Genomic DNA, 17462 nt, shown 5'->3' with positions numbered 1-17462 from the left:
ATCGCTTGCCCCGTAATGATGTAACAAGGTCCACATGCCCTATAAAAACAAATACAAGTTACGCCTGAGGAGGCAGCATGGCCTTTCACCCAATTGCAGCAGGTGACGAGGATCCGGATACCGTCACGGTTGAGCGTCCTTATGCCTGGATCGTCTTCGCCCTGACCTTCGGCCTGTTGATTTCAGACTACATGTCGCGGCAAGTGCTTAACTCCGTGTTCCCCATGCTCAAGAGCGAGTGGGCGTTGAGCGACGGTCAACTCGGCCTGCTCAGCGGCATCGTCGCCTTGATGGTCGGTCTGCTGACGTTCCCCCTGTCCTTGCTGGCAGATCGTTTCGGTCGGGTCAAAAGCCTGGCGCTGATGGCCATACTCTGGAGCGTGGCGACCCTCGGCTGCGCGCTGGCCGAGAACTATCAGCAAATGTTCCTTGCCCGCTTCATGGTGGGTGTCGGCGAAGCGGCCTATGGCAGCGTGGGTATCGCCGTGGTTATTTCCGTGTTTCCCAAGCATATGCGGGCTACGCTGGCCAGCGCCTTCATGGCGGGTGGCATGTTCGGCGCAGTGTTGGGCATGGCCCTGGGCGGCGTGATCGCGGCCAAGCTGGGCTGGCGTTGGTCGTTCGCCGGCATGGCCCTGTTCGGCTTGCTGCTGGCGTTGCTGTATCCGGTTATCGTCAAGGAGGCGCGCATCGCCCCACGACGTGCCATGGCGGCGGCGAACAAGGCTGCGGCGGCGGTCAAGCGCCCGCTGCGCACGCTGTATTGCAGTCGCTCGGTGGTCAGTGCCTATATCGGCAGCGGCCTGCAGTTGTTCGTCGGTGCCACCGTGGTGGTGTGGATGCCGAGCTACCTGAACCGTTACTACGACATGGGGACTGACAAGGCCGGTGCCCTGGCGGCGCTTATCGTACTGTGCAGCGGCGCGGGGATGATTCTGTGCGGCATTCTCAGCGACCGGCTCAGCCAGCAATCGCCGGAGCGCAAGGTGACCCTGGCCATCGCGTATTGCCTGGGCAGTTGCCTGCTGCTGTCGATCGCCTTTGCCCTGCCGGCGGGGCCCGCGCAATTGGTGCTGATCTGCCTGGGCATGCTGATTGCCACGGGGATCACCGGCCCTGCGGGAGCCATGGTCGCCAACCTGACCCATTACTCGGTGCATGGCACCGCCTTTGCCACGCTGACCCTGGTCAACAACATGCTCGGGCTCGCCCCGGGCCCGTTCGTGACCGGCAAGGTATCGGACCTGATCGGCCTGCATGCGGCCTTCCAGTTGGTACCGCTGATCAGCATCGCGGCAGCGGCGGTGTTCTTTTATGCCAGGTGCCATTATCACAACGACATTGCTCGCCTTAACGGTGAGCGCGGCAACACGCCGGTCGCAGATGTAGCGTTAGAGGTGAGATCGTGAGTCATCGTTTGCACGTCGAAGTGTTCTTCGATTTTATTTGCCCCTGGTGCCTGATCGGCAAGCGCCAACTGGACGTTGCATTGGACCGGTTGCGCAGCGAGCGGCCGGATGTCGAGGTTGTCCTCGCATGGCAGGGCGTTCAGTTGCTGCCCCATCTGCCGCCCCAGGGTGAACCCTTTGCCGAGTTCTACCTGCAGCGCCTGGGCAGTGTCGAGGCCGTGCGCATGCGTCAGGCCCAGGTGCAGCAGGCGGCGGCCGCGGTCGGTGTCAGCATCGACCTGCGCGGTATCGAGCGGATGCCCAACACCGCCGACGCCCATCGCTTGATGGAGCAGGCGGCTGCACTGGGCAGTGCTGCCCAGCGTGATGCCCTGCTGGAGCGTCTGTTCAGCGCCTACTTTGTGCGCGGTGAAGACCTGGGGTGTGCCGATACACTGCTGGCCATTGCCGAAGGGTGCGGTTTCGACCGTGGCGCCCTGGCCGGCTGCCTGAGCGGTGATGCCCGTCCGTACCTGGGCAGCGACACAAGGCCGGTCAAGAGCGTGCCGTACTACCAGTTCGACCGGCGCCTGGCGATCAGCGGGGCGCAACCTGCCGAGGCGCTGTTCGGTGCGATGTGTGAAGCGCTGCAGCAAGAGCGGCAACCTTCATGAGCCAGCGTGTACCCGTGCCTGCCGGCAAGCTTCCGCAGGCCGGAGGACGGTCGCTGTTCGAATTCGCCGACAAGAGCCTGGCGCTGTTCAACGTCGACGGCAGGCTCTACGCCATCGACGACAGTTGTCCGCATCAAGGCGCCTCGCTGTGTGGCGGTCGCCTGGAAGGGCGAGTGATTCAGTGCTGTGCCCATGGCCTGCGTTTCGACCTGGCCAGCGGCTACCTGCTCAACTCCGACAAGCTCAAGGTTGCCAACTACCCGGTCGAGGTCGTCGACGACCAGGCCTATATCGTGATCGTTCCTGAGGAGTCCGCGCCATGAGCGCCATCGCTCTGACCAGTATCCATAGCCGCGCGCGCGAACTGGCGCCGGGTTTTATCGTCAGCCTGACCGTGGCCGCGGCGGCGACTTTCTTGTCCGAACACTACGGTGCACCGGTCATGTTGTTCGCCCTGCTGCTGGGCATGGCCTTGAACTTTCTTGCCGGTGACAGCAAATGCAAGGCCGGCATCGAGTTCACGGCGCGCACCGTGCTGCGTATCGGTGTGGCGCTGCTGGGGATGCGCATCACCCTCGAGCAGATCGCCGCCCTCGGCTGGAAGCCGGTGGCCCTGGTGGTGATCCTGGTGGTGGTGACCATCGGCGTCTCGGTGCTGGCGGCCAAGGCCATGGGCTTCCAGCGCCTGTTCGGCATGCTCACCGGTGGCGCGACGGCGATCTGCGGCGCTTCGGCGGCGTTGGCGCTGGCAGCGGCACTGCCCAACCACCCGCAGAAAGAGCGCGCGACCCTGTTCACCGTGATTGGTGTCTCGGCGCTGTCCACCCTGGCCATGATCGTTTACCCGATGATCGCCAACTGGTTCGGCTTGTCACCGCAAATGGCGGGGGTGTTTCTCGGCGCGACGATCCATGACGTGGCCCAGGTGGTCGGTGCCGGTTACAGCATGTCGACCGAGACCGGCGACACGGCCACGGTGGTCAAGTTGATGCGGGTCGCGATGCTGCTGCCGGTGATTCTGTGCGCCGCCATGATCACCCGCATGCAGGGGGCCGACACTACGGGCAAGCGGCCGCCGTTGCTGCCGTGGTTCGCGGTTGGATTCCTGTTGCTGGCCTGTATCAACAGCACCGGCTGGGTGGCGCCGGTGGTGCAGGGCGGGGTCAATGAATTGTCGCGCTGGTGCCTGGTGATTTCCATCAGTGCCCTGGGCATGAAGACCCAGCTCAAGGAGCTGGCGGCCGTCGGCATCAAGCCCATCTTGCTGATGGTTGGGGAGACCGTGTTCCTCGTCGCCCTGGTGCTGTTGTTGCTGCATTGGGGGCTGTAAGCCTAATGCCCGTCAGTTAATTGTAGGAGCGAGCGTGCTCGCTCCTACAAGGGGCGTGGCGCCCGGTCTTTCCACGCAAGTACTGCACGAGCAGCGCTGCGCTACGTTGCCTCCATGGCGTAGCGCGGCACTCGACCGGGCCACTGGCATCGGTTTTTTTGCGGCGGCTGTGAAGACAGCCGACCGCTTTTTTTGGTTCTTCCCGGTAATCCGTGAAGAACCTTTTTTTCTGTTGGATTCCTGCCGGCCGAGGAGGGTGCCTGTTCAGTCAGGCATCCTGGACGGGGCATTCTTGTGCGTGCTGCGCCAGGAGGCAGGCGGCATGCCGAACTGCGCGATGAACCAGCGGGTGAACGAACTCGCCATGGAGTAACCGAGCATGTCGGCGATACGCCCCAGCGAATAACTCGGGTTCTCCAGGTAGCGCAGGACCAGGTCGCGACGCACATCGTTGATCACGTCGTTGAACGTGCAATTGTCCTCTTTCAAACGTCGCTGCAGGGTGCGCACGTTCATGCCCTGGGTCTGGGCTATCTGCTCGATGGTGGCGTGCCCCATCGGTAGCAGCAGGTAGATGGCCTTGCGGATTTCAAACAGGGTCGACGGCCCCTGGTCGCCTTGCAACGAATCGAGATAACGCTGGGCGTGACGCGCCATCGCCGGGTCGGCATGGGGGTTGGTCATGTCCAGGTTGGCGTTGGGGCAGACAATGCCATTGAACTCGCTGCCGAACTCCAGCTTGCAGCCGAACAGGCGTCGATGCAGTTGCAGGTTGTCGGGCGCCTGGTGCGTGAAGTTGACGCTGTAGGGTTGCCAACTGGAGCCGAGCAGGGCAGCGCAGAGCCGGAACATCACGCCGATCGCCAGCTCATTGGCCTGGCGGCAGGGCATTGGTACCTCGGTCACCACTTCCTCGCGGATGATCACCATCTTGCCGGCTTCTTCGATGAAGATGGCCAGCGAATCGTTGAGCAGATGTCGGTAGTGCACCACCACCTGCAGTGCATCGCGCAGGGTTCGCTGGTGAGTCAGCAGCAGGCTGACGACGCCGAAGTCGGAGAGCTGGCGCGATTCGGCCATGCTCAGGCCAAAACTCTGGCAACCGCTGGTAGTGGCCGAGTCCTCCAGCAAGCGTACGGCCGCATCGATCGCAATGCGGTGTTCGGGCACTTGCAGCCGATTTTTGTTCAAGCCGACGGAGGCCAACAAATCGTGTGGGTTGAACCCCAGGTAGTGGGCCACCTCCAGATAGTTGGTCAGGACGGCGGCACGAACGAGCTTGGTCATTCAGTGGTATTTCCTAGTGTTGTTTTTATGGAAATAAGCCGCTCGACTATAAGCCAGCGCGTCATGAAATGAAAAATACTTTGATGTGAGTCACCCGTTACATCCGTGTACTAGACACCTCGAGGCCCCGTCCACGGCCGCCTCCACGATAAATGACATGGCGTCACTTTCCATTCCCGGCATTGGCTGCTGAACTGCTTGAACGCATGAGCGGTAGGCATCTGTCATCAAAAGAAAAGTGACTGACGTCAAATGAAAAGCGCACCGGATGGGGGGTCTTTAAGGTCAGTACTACAAAAAAGTTCTGGCCAACGAGCCAGTCGAGTCTTCGAGAAGCCGAGGGTGTTCAAGTGGACAAACTGCAAACTGCCGCAACCGTTCTGATCGTGCCTGGCCTGCGTGAGCACGTGGCCGAGCATTGGCAAACACTGTTGGAAGCCCGCTTGGGCAAGGTACGTAGCGTACCGCCACTTGAAACCGACAAACTCGACTGCGCGGCCCGGGTCCGGGCGATCCAGCAGCAGCTGGAACAGATCGACGGCCCGGTGATCCTGGTGGCCCACAGCGCCGGAGTCTTGATGGTGGCGCACTGGGCTGCGAAACATGACCGTCCGATCAAGGGCGCTCTGTTGGCCGCGCCACCGGACCTCGATGCCGCCTGGCCACAAGGCTATCCCACCCCGGACAGCCTGCGCGCCAATGGCTGGGATCCCCTGCCCAAAGACCCGCTGCCATTCCGCAGCCTGGTGGCCGCCAGCACCAACGATCACCTTGCCAGCCTGGATGCCGTCACTCGCATGGCCCAGGGCTGGGGGGCTGAACTGCGCAATCTTGGCCAGGTCGGCCATCTCAATCCCGCGTCGGGCTTTGGCTACTGGCCAGAGGCTGAAGCACTCATCCTGGAGCTGGATCGCTAGTTCAGGAACCGGTTTGACTACACGCCAACCGGTAATTGCCCTCACTCCTGAATATCGCAGGTGCCTTGATCAAAGGATTGCGCGAGGGCTGCTGCGCTTAAAACAAATACAAAAAGGCGGAGACAACACAATGCATAACAATAAGAGTCACGGCTTCACGCCCACGTGTCACACATTGCTGGCCTCGGCCATTCTGGCTGCCGCCATGCCAGGTGCCTATGCCTTCGAATTGGATACCGGTAACCCGGACCTGGCCGTGCGCCTGGACAACACCGTCAAGTACAACTACGGCGTGCGTACCGAAAGCGCGGACAAGCGCATGCTGGCGACACCGAACAACAACGATGGCGATTACAACTTCCGCAAGTCCGGCACCAACATCACCAACCGTGTCGACCTGCTGACCGAGATGGACGTGGTCTATCAAGACCACATGGGCTTTCGCGTCAGTGCCGCCAGCTGGTACGACAAGGCCTACGAGAACACCGGTTCCAACTCCAACCCGTTCGTCAACGGTAATGACGCACGGTCCGGCCTGATCGCCAACGACCCGCGCCTGGCCGGCGTCACCGGGGACAATGTCGGTAACGGCAGCCCGCACCTGAGCAACTACGCCCAGCGTTATTACACCGGACCCTCGGGCGAAATCCTCGATGCCTTCGTGTTCTACAGCACCGAAGTGGGCGAAGAGTCGCTGTTCAGCGTCAAGGCCGGCCAGCACAACGTGTTCTGGGGCGAGACCTTGCTCAACCCTGTGCACTCGGTCAGCTTCGGCCAGTCCGGCCTTGACCTGGCCAAGCTGGCGGCATCCCCTGGTACCGAGGCCAAGGAGCTGTTCGTTCCGCGCAATCAGGTCTCGACGTCTTTCACCGTCAACCAAGAGTTGACCGTCGGTGCCCAGTACTTCCTGGATTGGGATGCCGCGCGCCTACCTGAGGCCGGTACGTACTACGGCGGTTCCGACCTGGTGGGGTCTGGCGCGCAGTCGTTCCTGCTCGGCAACACCAACGGTGTGGTACCTGGCAGCCCATTGGGGTGTGGCCTGGCGCCTTGCAACGCCTTGACCAACGTCCGCCGTGGCCATGATCTGGAACCGGACAAGCGGGGCGACTGGGGCGTGATGGCCAAGTGGTCGCCGCAATGGCTCGACGGCACCCTCGGCGTCTACTACCGCAAGACCTCGGACATCCTGCCGCAGGCCTGGTTGAACGCCACAGGGCTGAGCTCGGCGAACGCCAACGGCACACGCCCAGCGGGCCAGGTGCCGGCGGTGGTCAATACCCTGAACTCGTTGAGCTCGGCCACCTATCAAATGGCCTATGGCGGTGACATCGACATCTTCGGCCTGAGCCTGTCCAAGGATGTTGGTGGCATCAGTGTCGGCAGTGACTTGAACATCCGCCACAACATGCCGTTGGCCAGTATCCCGGCCATCCTCAGCTCCACCAGCCCGCTGGGGCTGGGTAATGGCCTTGGCCTGTTGCCGCCGCGTACCGACGCCACTGGCATCGTCTATGACGCCCCCCACCATGGGGACAGCATGAGCGCTACCGGTGAAACGCTGCACTGGACCCTCAATGGCCTGATGACCATTCCCAAGACGTCGCTGTTCGATTCGGCCGTCCTGCTCTCCGAGCTCTACTACAGCAACCTGCTCAAGCTCGATGGCAAGAACGAGGCGCTCTACAAGGGCAAGGGCAGTTACCGCGGCATCGATGCCCCGACCCGTGACAACTGGGGTCTCGCGGTCAACTTCACGCCGACCTGGTACCAGGTGTTCCCGGGTGTGGATATGACCTTGCCGCTGTCCGTCAACGTCGGCCTTGATGGTGTTTCGCCGGTTTCCGGCGGTGGCGCGGAAGACACCGGCAACTATGCGGTTGGCGTCGGTGCCGCCGTTTACAACAAGTACTTTGTCGACCTCAAGTACGTGGACTCCTTCGGCCAGACTGACAAGTGCGATGTCAGCGGCCTGAGCACCGGTGCGGCCAACGCCGGGAGTGGCGATGGCTCGACGCCGAACGCCTTCAGTGGCAACGAGAACTATGCCTGTTACGCCGGTGGCTACTCGGCCTTCTCGGGCGGCGGCGCGACGGCGGAAGACCGTGGTGCGCTGTACCTGACGCTGAAAACCACCTTCTGATTCACCCATTGCTTAGTCATGTAAGCAGGAGAACAACAAAATGAAATTCGTGAAAACGCTGCTGGCCACTTCCCTGGCCATGATGCTTGTCGCTCAGGCACAGGCCGCCGTATCGGAACAGGAAGCGGCCAAACTGGGTACCAGCCTGACCCTGCTGGGCGCGGAAAAAGCCGGCAACGGCGACGGCTCGATTCCTGCCTACAGCGGCGGCCTGACCACCGCCCCGGCAAGCTTCAAGGCGGGCGACAGTATGCGCCCGGACCCTTACGCCAATGAAAAGCCGCTGCTGGTGATCGATGGCAAGAACGTCGACCAGTACAAGGGCATGCTCACCGCCACTTCGGTTGAGCTGGCCAAGCGCTTTCCCACTTACCGCATCGATGTCTACCCGACCCACCGCTCCGTGGCACTGCCCCAGGCCATCCTCGACAACAGCCGGAAAAATGCCAGTGGCGCCAAGTCCCTTGAGGGCGGGTTGGCCATCGACAACGTTCTGCCGGGCGTGCCGTTCCCGATCCCGCAATCGGGCAGCGAAGCGATGTGGAACTTCCTGCTGCGTTATCAGGGGGTCAACATCAACTCCAAGTACGACTCCTGGAACGTCGACTCGGCCGGCGTGGCGAGCCTGGCCACCACCGGGCAGGCGTTCATCACCTACCCGATCTACGAGAACCTGTCGCAGCCAATCACCAGCTCCGATGTGTACTACCAGATGAAGCTGTACTACACCGGCCCCGCACGCCGGGCCGGCGAGGCGCTGATGCTCAAGGACGCGGCCAACCCGCTCGAGCAGCCGCGCCGCGCATGGCAATACCTGCCTGGCCAGCGCCGGGTCAAGCTGGCACCGAACCTGGCCTACGACACGCCTAACCCGGGTACCGCCGGTGCCGGGACCTTCGACGATGTCTTCGTGTTCAACGGTGCGCTGGACCGCTACGACTGGAAGCTGGTGGGCAAGCAGGAAATGATCGTGCCCTACAACACCTACAAGCTGACCTATGCCCAGGATCCCAAGTCGCTGACCACCCCGAACCACCTTGCACCTGACTTCGTGCGCTGGGAGAAACACCGCGTCTGGGTGGTGGAGGGCAACCTCAAGGCTGGCGCGCGCCACATCTACCAGAAGCGTCGCTTCTACCTGGATGAAGACAGCTGGGCCGCTGTGGCTTCGGACCAATACGACGCACGTGGCCAACTCTATCGCGGTTCGTTTGCGTTCCTCAGCCAGAGCTATGACAAGCAGGTACCGGACACCACGCCTTTCATGATCTACGACCTGGTGGGCGGTTCCTACAACATCAACGGAGTGGTGGGCCCTTACGGTGGTATCCGTTACATCGACTCGCTGTCCAAGGCGCAATGGTCGCCCGAGTCCCTGGCGGGTGCCGGCATTCGCTAATGCTGTGACAAGGCGCCCTGCGGTCCACTGACGGTGGAATGGCCGCATGCCGTGGGCGCCTGACTCCAACGCCGGGTTGCACCCTGGGGTGCTCCCGGCGCGGCTTTTTCAAGAGGACGCAGTATGGGTTCGTACAAGAAGTGCGTATTGCTGGCACTGGTGTTGTGGCAAGGAGTCGCTCAAGCCGCCAGCTTCGTCGACGTGCTGGACCAACCGGCCCGGCTCAGTGCCCTGGCCGTGAGCAGCCCCCTGCTCGCCGCGGCCCGTGCGGGTGAGCGCCTGGTTGTCGTGGGGCAGCGTGGTCACATTCTTTATTCCGATGATTCAGGCCGGCAGTGGCAGCAGGTGAACGTGCCGGTCAGTGCCGACCTCAATGCCGTGTCTTTCCCGACGGCGGAGCAAGGCTGGGCCGTTGGCAGCGATGGCGTGGTGCTGCACAGCAGCGATGCGGGCCTGACCTGGAACAAACAACTGGACGGCCGTGAGATCGGCGCGTTGCTGGTCAAGCACTACGGCGCCCTGGCCAAGGCTGAGCCGGCCAACGAGCAATGGGCGCTGCGTGTCGAAGAGGGCCAGCGGCTGATTGAAGAGGGCGCCGACAAGCCGCTCCTCGATGTCTGGTTTGCCAATGACCAGCTCGGTTATGTGGTGGGTGTGTTCAACCTGATCCTGCGCACGGAAGACGGTGGCAAGCACTGGATCCCCTTCCAGGACCGTATCGACAACCCGCAGGGCTTTCACCTCAATGCTATCGCCTCCACGGGCGACGCGCTGTACATCGCCGGCGAACAGGGCCTGCTGCTCAAGTGGGATGACGCGCAGCAGCGTTTCCTGGCCGTGCACTCGCCTTATCAAGGCAGCTTTTTCGGGGTCGTGGGCAAGCCGGGTGAAGTCCTGGCCTACGGCCTGCGCGGGCATGTGTTTCGCAGCATCGATGGCGGCGCCAGCTGGAGCCCGCTGAGCACCGGCCTGCAGGTCAACATTACCGCCGCCACCCTGGACGCCAATGGGCGCTACGAGCTGTTCACCCAGGCCGGGCACCGGCTGGTCAGCCTGAAGGATGGCAGTGGCCTGCAATTGCAGGCGCAACAAAACCAGTCACCCGTCGCGGGCGCCACCCTGGCCGCCGATGGCGCGCTGGTGCTGGTTGGCAGCCGTGGTGCGCGTGCGCTGGGCCAAGAATAAGAACTGAACCCATTAGAGTGAGTACCCAGACATGGGCAATATAAAGCAGGACACCATGCCGGTGATTTGCGACTTGCATGACTTCGACCGAAGCTCCGGCAACCGGCTGGAACGTTGGGTGTTCAATCATCGTCCGCTGTTCATGCTGCTCATGGCACTGATCACTCTGGTGCTGGGCTACATGATGGCAACCCGCCTGGAGTTGCGCCCCAGCTTCGAGAAAATGATTCCGCAGAGCCAGCCGTACATTCAGAATTTCCTGGAAAACCGCAAGTCACTGCGCGGCCTGGGCAGCTCGGTACGGGTGGTGATCGAAAACACCGAGGGCGATATTTTCGACCCTGAGTACCTGAGCCTGCTCAAGCAGGTCAATGACGAGTTGTTCCTGACCGAAGGCGTCGATCGCGCCTGGATGAAGTCCCTCTGGAGCCCGTCGGTGCGCTGGACCGAAGTCACCGAGGAAGGCTTCCAGGGTGGCCCGGTGATGCCCGATACCTATCAGGGGTCGACCAAGGATATCGAACAGCTGCGCCAGAACATCAACCGCGCCGGCATCGTCGGTAGCCTGGTGGCCAGCGATTTCAAATCGACCATGCTGATTGTGCCGCTGCTGGACACGGCGACGGCCACGGGCCATGGCATCGATTACCATGCTTTCGCCCAGCAACTGGAACAGCAGTTGCGCGACCAGATCGAATTCGGCGGCGACAGCAGGGCGCGCAAGGCCGGGGAGGAGGGCGAGGGCAAGTACAAGGTGCGGGTGATCGGTTTCGCCAAGTTGATGGGCGACCTGATCGACGGCCTGATCCAGGTGATGATGTTCTTCGGCCTGGCCGTGGTCACCTCGTTCGTCATCATCTACCTCTATACCCGTTGCATCCGCAGCACCCTGCTGGTGATCTTCTGCTCGCTGACGGCGGTGGTCTGGCAGTTGGGCATCGTCGCCTGGCTGGGTTACGCCCTCGATCCGTACTCGATCCTGGTGCCTTTCCTGATCTTTGCCATCGGTGTGTCCCACGCGGCGCAGAAGATGAACGGCATCATGCAGGACATCGCCCGCGGCACCCACAAGCTGATCGCGGCGCGCTACACCTTCCGCCGCCTGTTCATCGCCGGTGTCACCGCGCTGCTGGCCGACGCCGTCGGTTTCGCCGTGCTGATGCTGATCGACATCCCGGTGATCCAGGACCTGGCCATTACCGCCAGTATCGGCGTGGCGGTACTGATCTTCACCTCGCTGTTGTTGATGCCGGTGGCGCTGTCCTATATCGGCGTCGGCACCAAGGCGGCCGAGCGTGCCTTGAAGATCGATTCCCGGGCCGACAATCACCGCGGTTTCGGCAAGCTGTGGGACCTGCTCGACCGGTTCACCACGCGCAAGTGGGCCACCGGCATTGTCATCGGCGCCCTGGTGCTGGGCATCGCAGGTTTCGTGGTCAGCCTGCAACTGAAAATCGGCGACCTCGACAGTGGCGCCCCGGAGTTGCGCGCGGACTCGCGCTACAACCGTGACAACGCCTACATCACCAGCCACTACGCACTGTCCAGCGACCTGTTCGCGGTGATGATCAAGACCCCGGCCGAAGGCTGCCTGAACTACCAGACACTGATCCTCGCCGACCGCCTGGCCTGGGAACTGCAGCAGTACCCGGGCGTGCAGGCGACCTCATCGCTGGTCAACGCGGTGCGCCAGATCACCGCGGGCTCGTTCGAAGGCAACCCCAAGCTCAACAACATCCAGCGCAACCAGGACGTCCTGAACTACGCCGCGCAACAGGCCTCGGTCAATGCGCCGGAACTGTTCAACAACGATTGCTCGGTGATGCCGGTGATTGCCTACCTCAAGGACCACAAGGCCGAGACCCTGGACGCGGTGGTGGCGATCGCCGACCGCTTCGCCAAGGCCAACAGCACCGAGGATCGCCAGTTCCTGCTGGCCGCCGGTACCGCGGGCATTGAAGCGGCAACCAACATCGTGGTGCGCGAAGCCAACCGCACCATGCTGATCTATGTCTACCTGGCGGTGATTGTGTTCTGCCTGATCACCTTCCGCAGCTGGCGCGCGGTGCTGGTGGCCCTGCTGCCGCTGGTGCTGACCTCGATTCTCTGCGAGGCCTTGATGGTGGTGATGGGTATCGGCGTGAAAGTCGCGACCCTGCCGGTGATCGCCCTGGGGGTGGGTATCGGTGTGGACTACGCGCTGTACCTGCTCAGTGTGCAGCTGGCCTATCAGCGCAGCGGCATGCCATTGGCCGAGGCCTATCGCAACGCGGTGTCCTTCACGGGGCGGGTGGTCGGCCTGGTCGGCGTCACCCTGGCCGCCGGCGTGGTGTGCTGGGCCTGGTCGCCGATCAAGTTCCAGGCCGACATGGGCATCCTGCTGACCTTCATGTTCCTCTGGAACATGCTCGGAGCCTTGATCCTGATTCCGGCGCTTTCCTACTTCCTGCTGCGCGATACCGGCATGCCGGCCCGCGTCGCCAAGCGTGCGTGACTCTTTTTATCCATCAGGGCAGCCTCTTGCCCTGACATTGCCTGAGTGTTTGAAACATGTCTGATTACAAAGCTCCCCTGCGCGATATGCGTTTCGTACTCAACGAGGTCTTTGAAGTCTCCCGGTTGTGGGCTTCCATGCCAGCCCTGGCCGAATTGGTCGATGAAGACACGGCCACGGCCGTGCTCGAGGAAGCCGGCAAAGTGGCTGCAGGCCTCATTGCCCCGCTCAATCGCAATGGCGATGAGCAGGGCTGCACCTGGAGCGACGGCGCGGTGACCACGCCGGATGGTTTTCCCGCCGCCTACCGAGCCTTTGCCGAAGGCGGCTGGGTCGGCGTGGGCGGTGACCCGGCCTACGGCGGCATGGGCATGCCCAAGGTGATCGGCGCCCAGGTCGAGGAAATGGTCAATGGCGCCAACCTGTCCTTCGGCCTGTACCCGATGTTGACCGCCGGTGCCTGCCTGTCGCTCAAGGCCCACGCCAGCGAAGAGCTGAAGGCGGCTTACCTGCCGAACATGTACGCCGGCGTCTGGACCGGCTCCATGTGCCTGACCGAGCCCCACGCCGGTACCGACCTGGGGATCATTCGCACCAAGGCCGAACCTCAGGCCGATGGCGCCTACAAGGTCAGCGGTACCAAGATCTTCATCACCGGCGGCGAGCAGGACCTGACCGAGAACATCATTCACCTGGTGCTGGCCAAGCTGCCGGACGCGCCGGCCGGGGCCAAAGGCATCTCGCTGTTCCTGGTGCCCAAGTTCATGGTCAATGCCGACGGCAGCCTGGGGGCGCGCAACCCGGTCAGTTGTGGCTCGATCGAGCACAAGATGGGCATCAAGGGTTCGTCCACCTGCGTGATGAACTTCGACGAAGCCGTGGGTTACCTGGTCGGCGAGCCGAACAAAGGCCTGCTGGCGATGTTCACCATGATGAATTACGAACGCCTGGGGGTGGGTATCCAGGGCCTGGCGACCGCCGAACGCTCCTACCAGAACGCCGTGGAATACGCCCGCGATCGCCTGCAGAGCCGGGCGCCGAGCGGACCGCAAGCCAAGGACAAGGTGGCTGACCCGATCATCGGGCACCCGGACGTGCGCCGCATGTTGCTGACCATGAAGGCCTGCAACGAAGGCGGCCGGGCGTTTTCCACCTACGTGGCGATGCAGCTCGATACGGCCAAGTACAGCGAAGACCCGGCCACGCGCAAACGCGCCGAAGAGCTGGTGGCGCTGCTGACCCCGGTCGCCAAGGCATTCCTCACCGACCTGGGGCTGGAAACCACGGTGCACGGCCAGCAGGTGTTCGGCGGCCACGGCTACATCCGTGAGTGGGGCCAGGAACAACTGGTGCGTGACGTGCGGATCACCCAGATCTACGAAGGCACCAACGGCATCCAGGCCCTGGACCTGGTGGGACGCAAGGTGGTGGGCACGGGCGGTGCGTACTACCAACTGTTCGCTGACGAGATCCGTCATTTCACGGCCACGGCAGACGCGGCGCTGGGCGAGTTCGTCAAGCCGCTCGATGCGGCCCTGGATCGCCTCGACGAACTGACTGCCTGGGTGCTGGACCGTGCCAAGGGCAACCCGAACGAAATCGGCGCGGCGTCGGTGGAGTACCTGCATGCCTTCGGCTACACCGCCTACGCCTACATGTGGGCGTTGATGGCCAAGGCCGCACTGGGCAAGGAAGCGCAGGATGACTTCTACGCCAGCAAGCTCGGGACTGCGCGCTTCTATTTCGCCCGTTTGTTGCCGCGCATCGAGTCGCTGTCCGCATCGGTCAGGGCCGGCAGCGAGTCGCTGTACTTGCTCGACGCCGAACAGTTCTGAGCCCGAGTATCGCAGACGACCTGCAACCTACAGAATCAGGAAGCCCCACCGTGTCGAAAACAAAAATAATCGCGCCCGCAGAAGGCGCTTACAGCTATCCCTTGTTGATCAAAAGCCTGCTGCTTTCGGGGGCTCGTTATGCGCCCGAGCAGGAGATCGTCTATGCAGACAAGCTGCGCTACAACTACCGCACGCTCAATGAGCGGATCAGGCGCCTGGCCAATGCGCTGGTCAACGCCGGCGTCAAGGCAGGGGATACCGTGGCCCTGCTCGATTGGGACAGCCACCGCTACCTGGAGTGTTTCTTTGCCGTGCCGATGATTGGTGCGGTGTTGCACACGGTCAACATCCGCCTCTCGCCCGAGCAGGTGCTCTACACCATGAATCACGCCGAGGATGACGTGGTGCTGGTGCATGATGATTTCCTGCCGTTGATGGAGCAGATTCATGGCGAGCTGACGACCGTCAAAGGCTTTATCCAGCTCAGCGACGTCGGCGCACCCGCCACCGGGTTACCGGTGCTGGGTGAGTATGAAGCGCTGCTGGCCAAGAGTGAGCCGCACTTCGACTTCCCCGACTTCGACGAGAACTCGGTGGCGACCCTGTTCTACACCACCGGCACCACGGGCAACCCCAAGGGGGTGTATTTCAGCCACCGCCAGTTGGTGCTGCATACCCTGAACGCCGTGGGCACCCTGGGCGTGTACCAGGGCTTGCCGTTGTTGCGCTCGGACGACGTGTACATGCCGATCACGCCGATGTTCCATGTACACGCCTGGGGCGTGCCGTATGTGGCAACGCTGATGGGGATCAAGCAGGTTTACCCGGGCCGCTATGAACCCAACAGCCTGGTCAGGCTGCACCGCGATGAGAAGGTCACCTTTTCCCATTGCGTGCCGACGATTCTGCAGATGATCCTCGATTGCAAGGAAGCGACGCAGGCTGACTTCACGGGTTGGAAGTTGCTCCTGGGTGGCAGTGCCCTGACCCATGGCGTCGCTGCCCAGGCGACGGCAAAAGGCATGCTGGTCCATAGTGGCTATGGCATGTCCGAGACCTGTCCGTTGATTTGCCTCACGCACTTGCGTGAGCCGGAATCCGCGCAAAGCGCGCAGGACCAGGTGGCTGCCCGGATCAAGACCGGGGTGGCGGTGCCGATGGTCGAGATGAAAATCATCGATGCCTTCGGTAACGAGGCACCTCACGATGGCGAATCCCAGGGCGAGATTGTGTTGCGTGCGCCCTGGCTGACCCAGGGTTACCTGAAAGAGCCGGAGCAGGGCGCCCAGCTCTGGGAAAACGGCTGGATGCATACCGGTGACATCGCCTCGATCGACGCGCTGGGCGTGGTGGAGATCAAGGACCGTCTTAAGGATGTGATCAAGACCGGGGGCGAGTGGATCAGCTCGCTGGAACTGGAAAGCCTGATCAGTGAGCACCCGGCGGTTGCGTCGGTCGCGGTGGTTGGCATTCCTGACCCGCAGTGGGGGGAGCGGCCGATTGCCCTGGTAGTGGGTGTGCCCGGTGAAGATATTGCGCCCGAGCAGTTGGAGGTCCACCTGCATCACTATGTCGAGAGTGGGCGCATCAACAAGTGGGCGATCCCCAAGCAGATCAGGATCGTGGACGATATCCCCAAGACCAGTGTCGGCAAGATCAACAAGCGCCTTATCCGGCAAGAGGAACTGGCCCGCCAGGACCAGTGAACCCTGCGTCAACCCGGTGATTGCCGGCGCCCCTTCGGGGCGTCCGGCATCCCGTCAATTGCAGTGTGGCCGGGGCGGCATTCACCAGGCACCGAAGCGTGCTTCGGCTCATGGCCTGGTGATGTCGCCCTGCCGTGTTTTTCACAACATTTTGAAGCACTCTCGCTGCCAAGCCCCGGGCACTTTAGATCTAGACTGGCGACCCTATTTATTCGGTAACGTCTTTTTTCTGGAGGCTGCACATGAACACCCGTGGTTTGCTCGATCAGCTACTCAAGTCCGGTCAGGAGATGTTGCAGAACAAGACCGGCACCCCTCAGCGTAACGCCTCAGGCTCGAGCGGATTGAGCAGTCTGTTGTCCGGCGCTACCGGCGGTGCGTTGGCCGCCGGTGCCATGGGCCTGCTGCTGGGCAGCAAGAAGGCTCGTAAATATGGCGGAAAGGCGGTGACCTATGGTGGTCTCGCGGCCTTGGGCGTCGTGGCCTACAAGGCTTATGGCAATTGGCAGGCCCAGCAGGGCACGGCGCCACTCTCCGCACCACAAACCCTTGACCGCTTGCCGCCCGCGCAGGTCGAGGAGCACAGCCAGGCCATCCTCAAGGCGCTGGTGGCGGCGGCCAAGGCCGATGGTCATGTCGACGAGCGCGAGCGTGCGCTGATCGAAGGCGAATTCACCCGGCTGGACAACGATCAGGCGCTGCAGCACTGGCTGCACGCCGAACTCAACAAGCCACTCGACCCGGCCGACGTCGCGCGCGCCGCCAGCACCCCGGAAATGGCGGCCGAGATGTACATCGCCAGTGTGATGATGGTGGACGAAGAGAGCTTCATGGAAAAATCCTACCTCGACGAACTGGCACGCCAGCTCAAGCTGGAACCGGGGCTCAAGGCCGAACTGGAGCGGCAGGTGCGCCTGGCGCAGGCCTGACGGCCGTGCCTGCCTGAGCTCACTGCACGTCGGAGGCGTGGCCATTGGGGGATGCCGTCCTCAATGGCCAATCCACGGCCTGTTTCTACACAACTATCGCTGGTAGCTCGTGGCTTGTCTGGCGGAGAGTAGCCGTCCCGGTGCATTCAAGGGTTTTCGCCCGGGATGAGACGCA

Annotated in this window: 13 protein-coding genes; 12 read left to right on the top strand and 1 reads right to left on the bottom strand. The window is 62.4% G+C overall.

Annotation, left to right across the window (positions count from 1 at the left end; all coding sequences use genetic code 11):
* Positions 1-77: 77 nt before the first annotated feature.
* Genes CKW25_RS02955 through CKW25_RS02940 form a run of 4 tightly spaced genes read left to right on the top strand, consistent with a single transcriptional unit; the run spans position 78 to position 3392 of the window.
* Positions 78-1409 (top strand): MFS transporter, encoded by a 1332-nt coding sequence (locus CKW25_RS02955; protein WP_095077541.1) that lies wholly within the window; start codon positions 78-80, stop codon positions 1407-1409.
* Positions 1406-2062 (top strand): DsbA family oxidoreductase, encoded by a 657-nt coding sequence (locus CKW25_RS02950; RefSeq protein WP_095077540.1) that lies wholly within the window; start codon positions 1406-1408, stop codon positions 2060-2062. The genes CKW25_RS02955 and CKW25_RS02950 overlap by 4 nt, the downstream gene beginning before the upstream one ends.
* Positions 2059-2385: a Rieske 2Fe-2S domain-containing protein gene (locus CKW25_RS02945; protein WP_095077539.1), complete on the top strand. Its 327-nt coding sequence runs from the start codon at positions 2059-2061 to the stop codon at positions 2383-2385. The genes CKW25_RS02950 and CKW25_RS02945 overlap by 4 nt, the downstream gene beginning before the upstream one ends.
* Positions 2382-3392 (top strand): YeiH family protein, encoded by a 1011-nt coding sequence (locus tag CKW25_RS02940; protein ID WP_095077538.1) that lies wholly within the window; start codon positions 2382-2384, stop codon positions 3390-3392. Before CKW25_RS02945 ends, CKW25_RS02940 begins: the two co-directional genes overlap by 4 nt.
* Before the next feature lie 264 nt (positions 3393-3656).
* Here the strand turns inward: CKW25_RS02940 and CKW25_RS02935 are convergent, their stop codons facing one another.
* On the bottom strand, positions 3657-4679 hold the full coding sequence (locus CKW25_RS02935) for an AraC family transcriptional regulator (RefSeq protein ID WP_095077537.1): 1023 nt from the start codon (positions 4677-4679) through the stop codon (positions 3657-3659).
* A 350-nt stretch (positions 4680-5029) separates the two neighbouring features.
* Between CKW25_RS02935 and CKW25_RS02930 the strand changes: the two genes are divergently transcribed.
* From CKW25_RS02930 to CKW25_RS02895, 8 genes are all read left to right on the top strand, one after another.
* Positions 5030-5596, top strand: coding sequence for an alpha/beta hydrolase (locus CKW25_RS02930; protein ID WP_095077536.1), 567 nt, complete (start codon positions 5030-5032; stop codon positions 5594-5596).
* 130 nt (positions 5597-5726) lie between these two features.
* Positions 5727-7739 (top strand): DUF1302 domain-containing protein, encoded by a 2013-nt coding sequence (locus CKW25_RS02925; RefSeq protein ID WP_095077534.1) that lies wholly within the window; start codon positions 5727-5729, stop codon positions 7737-7739.
* Between the two features lie 40 nt (positions 7740-7779).
* Complete coding sequence (locus tag CKW25_RS02920) at positions 7780-9138, top strand: DUF1329 domain-containing protein (protein ID WP_095077533.1); 1359 nt, start codon at positions 7780-7782, stop codon at positions 9136-9138.
* 123 nt (positions 9139-9261) lie between these two features.
* Positions 9262-10323, top strand: coding sequence for a YCF48-related protein (locus tag CKW25_RS02915; protein ID WP_095077532.1), 1062 nt, complete (start codon positions 9262-9264; stop codon positions 10321-10323).
* 31 nt (positions 10324-10354) lie between these two features.
* On the top strand, positions 10355-12817 hold the full coding sequence (locus tag CKW25_RS02910; protein ID WP_095077531.1) for an RND family transporter: 2463 nt from the start codon (positions 10355-10357) through the stop codon (positions 12815-12817).
* Between the two features lie 56 nt (positions 12818-12873).
* The gene (locus CKW25_RS02905) at positions 12874-14652 is read left to right on the top strand and encodes an acyl-CoA dehydrogenase C-terminal domain-containing protein (RefSeq protein WP_095077530.1); all 1779 of its coding nucleotides are present in this window, start codon (positions 12874-12876) and stop codon (positions 14650-14652) included.
* Between the two features lie 50 nt (positions 14653-14702).
* Positions 14703-16358, top strand: a complete 1656-nt coding sequence (locus CKW25_RS02900) for a fatty acid--CoA ligase (RefSeq protein ID WP_095077529.1) — start codon at positions 14703-14705, stop codon at positions 16356-16358.
* Between the two features lie 242 nt (positions 16359-16600).
* On the top strand, positions 16601-17287 hold the full coding sequence (locus tag CKW25_RS02895; protein WP_095077527.1) for a tellurite resistance TerB family protein: 687 nt from the start codon (positions 16601-16603) through the stop codon (positions 17285-17287).
* The last annotated feature ends 175 nt before the right edge of the window (positions 17288-17462 follow it).

The sequence above is a fragment of the Pseudomonas sp. Irchel s3h17 genome (assembly GCF_900187505.1).
Lineage (GTDB): Bacteria > Pseudomonadota > Gammaproteobacteria > Pseudomonadales > Pseudomonadaceae > Aquipseudomonas.
Note: the sequence above shows the minus strand (reverse complement) of the source record. Positions and strands in the feature narration are given on the sequence as shown.